Below are 10,559 nucleotides of genomic sequence, written 5' to 3'. Positions count from 1 at the left end.
CTGAAAAACACGCCCTTCGAACGTATGAGTGCCGGCACCTTGCGCTTGAAGCTGATCAAGGTTGGCGCAGTCATCATCCGCAACACCCGCCGAATACGGGTGTTGATGAGTGATAGCTATCCACACAAGAACGATCTCTCAGCACTGGTTCAGCGCTTGGTGCCCCAGTAGATAATCGGGCTCCCCCGGCCCGATACCAATGGGGGAAAGGGGGAGTTGTGCCTGAATGCCGGAAACTGGCTAAATAATCGCCAACTTCGACCATGACCACTCGGATCTGGCACTACCAGGCTTGGTCTGCGAAGGTTGTTGGAGCACTATGAGAAATCCGGGCTAGAATCACCCAACCATAGCGGCAAACACTCGCCGCTGATTCTGACCGACTACTCGCTTTACTAAGGAGAGCTGCATGAGCGAGGCAATTGCCCGCGAATTGATGGCCCAGCGTTTTCGCAGTTATTTACCGGTTGTCATTGATTTGGAGACGGGTGGGTTTAATGCCCAAACGGACGCCGTATTGGAAATTGCAGCTGTCACCCTCACCATGGACCCGGACGGTAATTTACTGCCTGACGCGACCTATGCGTACCACATCCACCCCTTTGAGGGGGCCAACGTGGAGCAGTCGGCTTTAGACTTCACAGGGATCAATCTGGATGACCCGCTGCGTCGCCAAGTGGCACTCAGTGAGTCTGAGGCACTGGGTGAGATCTTTCGGCCCATTCGCAAATCGTTGAAAGCCCACGGCTGCTCACGAGCGATTCTCGTCGGCCACAATGCCGCCTTCGACCACGGCTTTCTGAATGCCGCGGCCAACCGCTGCAACATCAAACGCAATCCGTTTCACCCCTTCTCAAGCTTTGATACGGCGACGCTCGCAGGGTTTGTGTATGGTCAAACTGTGCTGGCCAGAGCGTGCCGTGCGGCAGGCATTGAGTTTGATAACAAAGCAGCCCACTCCGCGCGTTACGATACCGAGCGCACGGCTGAGCTGTTTTGCGCAATGGTTAACCGCTATAAAGATTTGGGCGGCTGGCGACTAGCCCAGCGTGAACAAGCGCTGGACGGTAGCGATGAGTAATCCGCACAGGCAGCTAAAAATCCCCGCAGCGGCGGGTTTGAAACAGCATGTAATGCAGCAGAAATAGCTTTACGCTAAACTTTGCGTCAATTAAGAGCGCTTGGTTCACAGGGCGACTTTCAGTGCGCCTGTGAAGCATCGGCAAGCAAGGGAGCGAACGCTTGCCGTCAATGACGATGAAACCACCCGTTTTCAGGAGATGAGACGTTTCCATGGCCCAGCATAATGCCTTTTACGCCCAGTCCGGTGGCGTTACCGCCGTCATAAATGCCAGCGCCTGCGGCGTTATCGAAGCTTGCCGGCAAGCCCCCGACCAAATCGGCAAGGTGTATGCCGGCCATAACGGCATTATTGGTGCGCTGACGGAAGACCTGATCGATGTCACCCAAGAGAGTGATGATGCCATTGCGGCACTTCGTCATACGCCTGGCGGTGCGTTCGGTTCGTGCCGCTACAAGTTGAAGGATATTGATACCCACCGCGCCCAGTACGAGCGCCTGATCGAAGTCTTCAAAGCGCACGATATCCGCTATTTTTTCTACAACGGTGGCGGTGACAGCGCCGACACCTGCCTAAAGGTCTCACAGCTTTCAGAAAAGCTTGGTTACCCGCTGACCGCGATTCATGTTCCTAAAACCGTCGACAATGACCTGCCCATTACCGACAACAGCCCCGGTTTTGGCAGCGTCGCAAAGTACATTGCCACGTCTACCCGTGAAGCATCGCTGGATATCGCCTCCATGTGCGCCACGTCCACCAAAGTGTTCGTGCTGGAAGTGATGGGCCGCCATGCGGGCTGGATTGCCGCCGCAGGCGGACTGGCAGGCGAAGGTGAAGGCGAGCCGCCACACCTGATTATCTTTCCGGAAGTGTCCTTTAACCGTAAAGCGGTCATGGCACGAGTGGATGAGAGCGTTAAGAAGTACGGCTACTGCGTGATCGTCGTATCCGAAGGCGCGCGCTACGAAGACGGCACCTTCCTGGCAGATGCGGGTAACACCGATGCTTTCGGTCACCGCCAGCTAGGCGGCGTTGCGCCCACTCTGGCCGGTATGATCAAGCAAGACTTAGGCTACAAATACCACTGGGCCGTGGCCGACTACCTACAGCGTGCGGCTCGCCACTTAGCATCAAAAACCGACGTTGAGCAAGCATACGCAGTAGGCCGTGAAGCGGTGACGCTGGCACTGGCAGGTAAGAACTCCATGATGCCGGCGATCCGCCGTATTTCACAACCCCCCTACCAGTGGGATGTGATTTCTGCGCCGCTGTCGCAAATTGCTAACCAAGAGAAATTCATGCCTCGCGATTTCATCAGCGAGAACGGCTTTGGCATTACTCAAGCATGCCGAGACTACCTCTCGCCGCTGATCCAAGGCGAAGACTTCCCTCCGTTCGAGAATGGCCTGCCTAAAGTCGCCAAGCTCAAGCTGGCGAAAGTGGAGCAGAAGCTGCCTAAATTCACACTGTAACTTCTCGGCTGGCTGAAACGCTGGCCTAGAAGAAGGGGCGATGACCAGTCATCGCCCCTTCTTAATTGATTGTCCCGTCCTGAATAGAGTGGACTACTGGACGCATTCCTAACGCAGCAGCCAGGAAAGCACCAATAGCAAAAGCAAAATGCCCGCCACGCCTTGCCAAAAGCGCCGAGACTCCGTACGCGGCTCTTCTCGCTGAGGCATCCGTCCTAACGGGATACGTAGCGCGTGAAGAAACTCCGACATGCGCCTAAAGCGCAACGGCCGCTGTGGGTCCAGCGCTCGACGCAGCGCTTCATCCAACGCGGGGGTAATCTCCGGGTTGGTGGTACGAGCGCTACGGTAGCTGAGCTCTTCTAAATCGGTATGGCAGCGCAGCTTATTCGGCGTCAAGGTATAGGGCAGTTCTCCGGTTAACAGCCAATAAACCGTGGATGCCAGCGAGTACTGATCGCTGCGTCGCCCCACACTGTCGCCCAGGGCGTACTCTGGAGCCGTGTGTTCATTAAAGCCGATTTGGCGAAGCAGTTCGCCTGAGTGACGATGTCCATCCACTTCACGCATGTGGCAGGCGCTAAAATCCGCCAGCACTACCTTTCCATGCTGATCAATCAGCACGTTATCTGGCGTAACCTGCTGATGGATAATATCGCGGTGATGTAGTGCTTGAACCGCTTTGCCCAACTGATTGGCAATGTCCAAGCGCTGAACAAGGCTTGCTTGCGGGTGGCGCTCCGCCCACTGGCGCAAGGTCTCACCTTCCACGTTCTGCATGAGGTAGTAGAGATAGCGACGTGGGCGCGAGGGCTCCATGACTTTCACTACAAAGGGTGAATTCACCCGCTCTACCACCCACTGCTGCAGCAAAAAATGCTCTAAATAGGCGTTACGCAGCGAAAGTTCCGGGCTGGGCGCTTTCATCACCATCACGCGATCGCTATGCACATCACGGACTCGGTAAACGCGAGATTGGGCGTTTCGTGACAGCACGGCCTGAACCTCTAACCCATCAAGGCGCTCGCCAGGAGCTAATTCAGGGGGGATTGGCAGATCACCGTAGAGCATGCCAGGATGGTCGGTTTCTTCTTCGGGTAGCTCATCAATGCGCAATAGTTGGAAGCAGAACTGATCACCGCCGTAACCGCGCTCCTGAGCGCGCTGTTTTGCCTCACTGGCCAAACGCTCGCAGGCGGCATCCAAATCGCTGGCGTCTTGGCGAATAAGCCGCACGTAGTCCGACGGCATCAGCGTGCCGCGCACCGCCTGGGTAGTGAATACGAACAGGTCGCCCTGTTTAAGCGCTAGATGGGTGTAGTCGATGTCGACGCTGCCATCCATCCCCAAAGCGCGGGAGGGATAACGATAGCCGCCTACGTCGGTCACATGGTCACGAGTGAGCTGCTCAAACTCGGCACCACGTAAGCGAAATACCAGCGTATCGCCCATATGGAACAGATGCCCTTCGCGGCCCAAAAACACCATCGCGGAGAGTGAGGAAACAAAGCCACCCTCTTTAACATGCTGGCTCTGGCTGTAGCACCAACTATTAAGAGCACGCAGCACACGGGTAGCCGAGGTTTTGGTATCCCAGTGTTCAGGCGTCGAGTAGTAATCCGCAAGAAACCCGCGCACGCTCAAATCTCCCGCCTGCTTGGCCATGGTATTGCGGGAAATCGAGTCACTAATCACCGCACAGCCGCCCTTCACTTTTAACAGCGGTGCTTCCGGCAGGCGCACCGACATTGAGCTGCGGTGCTGCCGCCGCTCCGGGGCAACAAACGCTTGACCATAACTAATTAGCAACTGGGCGTGCGCCAACTCATCCTCCTAGGCTTACGGCTCACCATCGCAACTACCATTTCACTAACATCACAACCACACAGGGCTATCATACACGCTGGCACAGTGAAACGATGCCCACCAAACGTCGCGAACGGTACAAAAACCCTACTCATGGCGCGTGACTGCCTGGAAGTGCATCAAGCCGACTAATATGAGACATCCCCTTAAATCGCAATGAACTTCAACATCCACGCCGCTAAACACCTATGTCGCATTGGTAATCTATCGACCATGTTCGTATAATTCTTCACCATTAATGCAATGCATCAACTGCTTAGCTACTGCGCTCTGCAATAGGTAAGAAAAGCCAAGCCAAGGAACCAACGATGAACTTTGATAACATCCCCGCTGGAAAGGATCTGCCCAACGATATCTACGTGGCGATCGAAATTCCTGCTAACCACGCGCCGATTAAGTATGAAATCGACAAAGATATGGGTGCCCTCCTCGTTGACCGTTTCATGGCCACGCCCATGTTCTACCCGGCCAACTACGGCTTTATCCCGCACACGCTGGCCGACGACGGTGACCCGCTAGACGCGCTGGTAGTGACCCCTCATCCGGTAGCGCCTGGCAGCATCATTCGCGCGCGTCCGGTGGGCATTCTGAACATGACCGACGAAGCCGGCGAAGACGCCAAGCTGGTATGCGTGCCGCACCCGAAACTCTCAACGTTGTATGATGACGTGCAGGAAGTGACTGACCTCCCCGAACTGCTGCGCCAGCAAATTGCTCACTTCTTCGAGAACTACAAAGACCTCGAAAAAGGCAAGTGGGTCAAAGTTGAGTCTTGGGAAGGCGTTGAAGCCGCTCGCAAGGCCATTGAAAAGTCGGCCGCAGCTTACAAAAAAGCGTAATTAGCGTCACGACACTGATTGCAAAGGCCGCCTTTAGAGAGGCGGCCTTTTGCGTTTACATTAACGGAGCATGAAGCACCGCGTCACGTCACCGCAGTAAATGCGCTAATCTCAACAGGTGCGCTATCCTGCCCCTTTGCACCCAACCTGTTACCAAAGCGTAAGGATACTCCGTGTTACTCATGCGACGTTTTAGCCTATTTTTTTTGTTGTGCTGGCTACCTTTATTGGCCCACGGGCAGTGGTTCTCCTCAAGCAATCAGAGCGACTTCCTGCCGGTAATGGAAGCCTTCCAGCCCAGCGCTTGGCACGATGGTGATACGCTCAGCATCGGGGTCGATATTGCCGACGATTACTATTTGTACCGCCACCAGCTTGACGTCACGAGCCAGCAGGCATCGGTCGACTTAGAAGACCCCGTCATTCCACAGGGCTCATTCACCACCGATCAATTTATGGGGGATGTGTACGTTTTTCGCGATCAGCTCGTTTTTGATGTTCCGCTGAGCGCCCCTTATAGCGGGCCAATCAGTATCGAGCTGACCTTTCAGGGATGCGCCGATGCGGGGTTATGCTACCCACCTGAGCGCATCACCCTTGAAGCCGCAGAAACGTCACCGCCCAGCACGTTTGCCAACTGGCAGGATGAAAGCGAACAAAGCTCTCCAAATCAAACAAGCACGGGTGAACCTGCCCCAAGCAGCGCAGCGACTCAATCGGGCGAGAACGCTGGCTTCTCCGCCCCGCAAAGTGAAGATAGCAAATTCAGCGCGCTGATTAGTGATACCAGCCTACCGCTCGCCTTAGGGCTCTTTTTCCTCGCGGGTATTGGGCTCACCTTTACGCCCTGTGTGCTGCCGATGATTCCTATTCTGTCGTCCATCGTGGTTGGCCAGAACCCCACCAAGCCCCGCGCTTTTGTCCTGTCAGCCAGCTATGTACTCGGCATGGCCATTACCTATGCCTTGGTGGGCGTGCTAATGGGGCTATTTGGTGCGGGGCTCAACCTCCAGGCACATTTACAGTCCGCCCCCGTTTTAATTACTTTTGCCATTCTGTTTACCCTGTTCGCTTTGGCAATGTTTGGCGCCTTTGACCTTCGCATGTCACCGCGAATCGCCAGCAAAGTAGACTCTTGGCAAGCCCGCGCCCAGCGCAGCGGCCCACTGGGCTTGGCGGTGGCGGGTGCGCTGTCAGTGCTAGTGGTGTCTCCCTGCGTAACGGCTCCGCTAGCGGGCGCCTTGGTATTTATCTCTTCCACTGGGGACGCCTTTATGGGTGGCGCAGTGCTGTTTGCGCTTGGACTTGGCATGGGGCTCCCTTTATTGCTCGTGGGCACCTTCGGCGCAACGCTGCTACCCCGCTCTGGCGGCTGGATGAATGGCGTTAAAATTGCTTTCGGGCTGTTGTTATTAGGTATAGCGATTTGGATGATTGAGCGTTTAATTGCGCCATCAATCTCTCTTCTGCTGTGGGCGGCCCTAGCAATCGGCAGTGCCCTTACCCTTGGCGCACTGAATACATCGCCCTCTCACGGCTGGGCAAAAGCCCGGCAAACGGCGGGGTTAATGCTGTTGGCCTGGGGGGTAGCACTCGTGTTGGGCGCCGCCCAAGGAGGCAGCAATCCATTACGACCGCTATCGGTGACCACTTCTAGTACAGGGGAAGCCGCTACCACTCCAATCTTTGAAGAAGTCGACAGTCTCAGCGCACTACAGTCTGAGCTGGAGCAAGCCTCTCAAGCGGGGCAGCCCGTGTTTGCCCACTTCACGGCAGAGTGGTGTATCTCCTGCAAACTGATGGAGCGAGAGGTCTATCCTGATCCTCAAGTCGCCGCTGCATTGAACGATTTTCAACTAATCGCGGTCGATGTGACAGAGACCAATGCACAAAGTCGCGAACTGCTCAATCATTTCAACCTTTTTGGCCCGCCCAGCCTGCTACTCTTTAGCCAGGGCAAGGAAGTGCGCGAAGCTCGCATTCAGGGCGAAGTGACTGCTCAAGACCTCGTTCAGCATCTCGACTCGTTCAAGCGCTGGCAGCAGGGATAAAAGATGAACTCATGGTCGGTTGCGACAGTGCAACCGGCTTTGAACACATTTTTAAGCTGCCGTGTCGCGATCGTCGTCAAACAGTTGTTTAAGTCGCAAATATCACACACATTACCGCGGCTACTGGACAGTGGGTGACTTTTTCGGCAAACTCCACAGCCATATTTGCTAAAAAATCCATCTTTTAGCACTGAGTCTGGGTTAACGTTCGCCATCGTGCTGCGTTCTCTTCATTTTTAAATTTGGTTTACTGCACTTAAAAAGCGCCGCGCCTAGCAGGCATATCTCTCCTGTGACGACGTGTTACTTTGATCAACTTTTGGGGCTATACGAATGGATATTCGCAAAGTTAAAAAACTGATTGAGCTGCTGGAAGAGTCCAACATCAGTGAAATCGAAATTCAGGAAGGTGAAGAATCGGTTCGTATCAGCCGTCACCCCAACGGCACTGCGTGGCAGCCGCAACCGATGCCTCAGTACGCGCAGCCCGCGCCTGCTGCTCCTCAAGCGCCGGTGGCCACTACCCCCGCCGATGCCGAACCTCAAGGCGCTAGCTATCGCGGTGAAGCAGTTAACTCGCCGATGGTAGGCACCTTCTATCGCAGCCCGGCACCAGGTGCGAAAGCATTCGTTGAAGTAGGCGACACAGTGAAGCAAGGCGACACTGTGTGTATCGTTGAAGCGATGAAAATGATGAACCAGATTGAAGCCGACCGCGACGGCGTGGTTGAGGCCATCCTAGTGGAAGATGGCGAGCCGGTGGAATTTGATCAACCAATGATCGTCCTCGCTTAATCTTTCATATCAACACGGGTGGATTCTCCCATGCTGGACAAGGTACTTATCGCGAACCGCGGCGAGATAGCCCTTCGTATCTTACGCGCATGTAAAGAGCTAGGGATTAAAACCGTTGCGGTTCACTCCAAAGCAGACCGCGAACTGATGCACGTTCGTCTTGCCGATGAAGCCGTCTGCATTGGCCCTGCCTCTTCGGCGCAATCGTACTTAAACATCCCTGCGCTGATCAGCGCGGCTGAAGTGACTGACTCTAGCGCCATTCATCCCGGCTATGGCTTCCTATCTGAGAACGCCAACTTTGCCGAGCAGGTGGAGCGTTCGGGCTTCACTTTTATTGGCCCACGCGCTGAAACCATTCGCCTGATGGGCGATAAAGTCAGCGCGATTGAAGCCATGAAGGCCGCTGGCGTACCGACAGTACCCGGTTCCGACGGCCCGCTAGGTGATGATGACGCCACTAACCTGGCCACTGCACGTCGCATTGGCTACCCAGTCATCATTAAGGCGGCTGCCGGTGGTGGTGGACGCGGCATGCGTGTTGTGCATACCGAAGGCCACCTACTCTCCGCCATTACCGTTACCCGCACCGAAGCCCATTCCGCTTTTGGCGATGGCACGGTTTATATGGAGAAGTTTCTCGAGAAGCCTCGCCATGTGGAAGTTCAGGTGCTGGCTGATGGCCAGGGCAATGCTATTCACCTGTATGACCGCGACTGCTCGCTACAGCGCCGCCACCAGAAAGTACTCGAAGAAGCACCGGCCCCAGGTATTGATCCAGAAGCCCGTGCTAAAGTGCTCGAAGCCTGCCGCCAGGCGTGCATCGAGATTAACTACCGCGGTGCGGGTACGTTCGAGTTCCTATACGAAGACGGTGAGTTCTTCTTCATCGAAATGAACACCCGCGTACAGGTAGAGCACCCGGTGACAGAAATGGTCACGGGCGTGGATATCGTTAAAGAGCAGCTGCGTATTGCTTCAGGCATGCCGCTCTCAATTCGCCAGGAAGATGTAAAGCTGAACGGTCACTCCTTTGAGTGCCGTATCAATGCCGAAGATTCGCGTACCTTTATGCCCTCTCCTGGCAAAGTCACACTGTTCCACGCACCCGGTGGCCTAGGCGTTCGAATGGACTCCCACCTTTACACCGGCTATACCGTTCCGCCGCACTACGACTCCCTGATTGGTAAATTGATTACCTGGGGCGCTGACCGCGAGATCGCTTTAACGCGCATGCGCAACGCGCTCGATGAGCTGCTGGTCGAAGGCATCAAGACCAATATCGACCTTCAGAAAGATCTGGTGCGGGATAGCTACTTCCGCCAGGGTGGTGTCAATATTCACTACCTGGAAAAGAAACTAAGCAGCTAAGCCATAGGTTGCTACTACGCCTGCCGCTTGGCGGGTGTTTCTGCGGGGTGGCCATCGCCACCCCGCTGCTGTTTTGTCCTAGTTATATCGCAATTTCGCTTGTTCCTTTATCCTCTAAAACGCCGTGGAGACCCCCGATGCCCTGGCTGCAATTAAAAGCACACGTCGCCCCCGAACAAGCCGACCTCCTCGAAGAGCTGCTGCTCGAGGAGGGCGCGACGGCCATTGGCCTACAGGACGCCCACGACGATCCCGTCTTTGAGCCCGAGCGCGGCACAACCCCACTATGGCAAGACACCATTTTGACGGGCCTCTATGATGATCTCGACGGCATCAACGACATGATAAGCCGTATTGAAGCCGCCTGGGCTGAGCAAGTGCCCGGTGAGCCGTGCCCGACCATTGAATACGAGCTGCTGGCGGACCGTGACTGGGAGCGAGAGTGGATGGATGATTTCACCCCTCTTCGCATGGGTGAACGGTTATGGATTGTGCCTAGTTGGCATGAGCCGCCCGAAGCTGGCGCGGTCAATTTAATCCTTGATCCGGGCCTCGCGTTTGGTACAGGCACACATCCGACCACCGCGCTATGCCTTGAGTGGCTGGATAGTTTAGCCGTGCGTAATGAACTGCAGGGCAAAGCCGTACTGGATGTAGGCTGTGGGTCAGGCATCCTCGCCATTGCGGCGCTGAAGTTAGGCGCGACCCATGCAGACGGCACGGATATTGACCCACAAGCGCTACAAGCCAGCCGCGAAAACGCGGAGCGTAATGCTATTGGCGCGGCGCAGCTCGCGCTCTACTACCCAGAACAACTCAAAGGCGGCTCCTACCCCATCGTCACGGCCAATATTCTAGCGGGACCGCTGGTCGAGCTTTCTAGCATGATTGCTAGCCACGTAGCGCCCGGTGGTCACATTGCACTATCCGGCATACTGGCCAATCAAGCCTCAGACGTGCTGGAAGCCTACGAAGCCCAAGGGCTTTATATGGATGAACCCACCGTGCGCGAAGGCTGGGTGCGGTTGACAGGCCGCCGCCCCGCATAAAATCGGAATTGGCCTTCAATCCCTTGCCGAGTAGG

General features: G+C 55.5%; 9 protein-coding genes. 8 read left to right on the top strand and 1 reads right to left on the bottom strand.

All coding sequences use genetic code 11. The features are described 5' to 3' along the window. The 3 genes from BMY49_RS12455 to BMY49_RS12440 form a co-directional block, all read left to right on the top strand. On the top strand, positions 1 to 171 hold a 171-nt coding region (locus tag BMY49_RS12455; RefSeq protein ID WP_175497444.1), incomplete at its 5' end, for a transposase. A gap of 238 nt (positions 172 to 409) precedes the next feature. Next, positions 410 to 1,081, top strand: a complete 672-nt coding sequence (gene rnt / locus BMY49_RS12450; RefSeq protein WP_044627990.1) for a ribonuclease T — start codon at positions 410 to 412, stop codon at positions 1,079 to 1,081. Between the two features lie 212 nt (positions 1,082 to 1,293). Further along, a complete protein-coding gene (locus BMY49_RS12440; protein WP_089675703.1) occupies positions 1,294 to 2,553 on the top strand; it encodes a 6-phosphofructokinase in 1,260 nt (419 codons plus the stop codon). A 108-nt stretch (positions 2,554 to 2,661) separates the two neighbouring features. On the opposite strand, the gene BMY49_RS12435 is transcribed toward BMY49_RS12440, so the two are convergent. Further along, the gene (locus tag BMY49_RS12435; RefSeq protein WP_044627993.1) at positions 2,662 to 4,377 is read right to left on the bottom strand and encodes a bifunctional protein-serine/threonine kinase/phosphatase; all 1,716 of its coding nucleotides are present in this window, start codon (positions 4,375 to 4,377) and stop codon (positions 2,662 to 2,664) included. Between the two features lie 350 nt (positions 4,378 to 4,727). On the opposite strand from BMY49_RS12435, the gene ppa reads away from it, so the two are divergent. From ppa to prmA, 5 genes are all read left to right on the top strand, one after another. Beyond that, a complete protein-coding gene (ppa, locus tag BMY49_RS12430; RefSeq protein ID WP_044627994.1) occupies positions 4,728 to 5,258 on the top strand; it encodes an inorganic diphosphatase in 531 nt (176 codons plus the stop codon). A gap of 173 nt (positions 5,259 to 5,431) precedes the next feature. Beyond that, positions 5,432 to 7,309, top strand: a complete 1,878-nt coding sequence (dsbD, locus tag BMY49_RS12425; RefSeq protein WP_062360697.1) for a protein-disulfide reductase DsbD — start codon at positions 5,432 to 5,434, stop codon at positions 7,307 to 7,309. A 333-nt stretch (positions 7,310 to 7,642) separates the two neighbouring features. Then, on the top strand, positions 7,643 to 8,104 hold the full coding sequence (accB, locus tag BMY49_RS12420) for an acetyl-CoA carboxylase biotin carboxyl carrier protein (protein WP_062360695.1): 462 nt from the start codon (positions 7,643 to 7,645) through the stop codon (positions 8,102 to 8,104). Positions 8,105 to 8,134: 30 nt separating this feature from the next. Further along, complete coding sequence (gene accC, locus BMY49_RS12415; RefSeq protein WP_062360693.1) at positions 8,135 to 9,475, top strand: acetyl-CoA carboxylase biotin carboxylase subunit; 1,341 nt, start codon at positions 8,135 to 8,137, stop codon at positions 9,473 to 9,475. A gap of 137 nt (positions 9,476 to 9,612) precedes the next feature. Then, a complete protein-coding gene (gene prmA, locus BMY49_RS12410; RefSeq protein WP_089675702.1) occupies positions 9,613 to 10,524 on the top strand; it encodes a 50S ribosomal protein L11 methyltransferase in 912 nt (303 codons plus the stop codon). The last annotated feature ends 35 nt before the right edge of the window (positions 10,525 to 10,559 follow it).

The sequence above is a fragment of the Vreelandella aquamarina genome (assembly GCF_900110265.1).
GTDB lineage: Bacteria > Pseudomonadota > Gammaproteobacteria > Pseudomonadales > Halomonadaceae > Vreelandella > Vreelandella aquamarina.
Note: the sequence above shows the minus strand (reverse complement) of the source record. Positions and strands in the feature narration are given on the sequence as shown.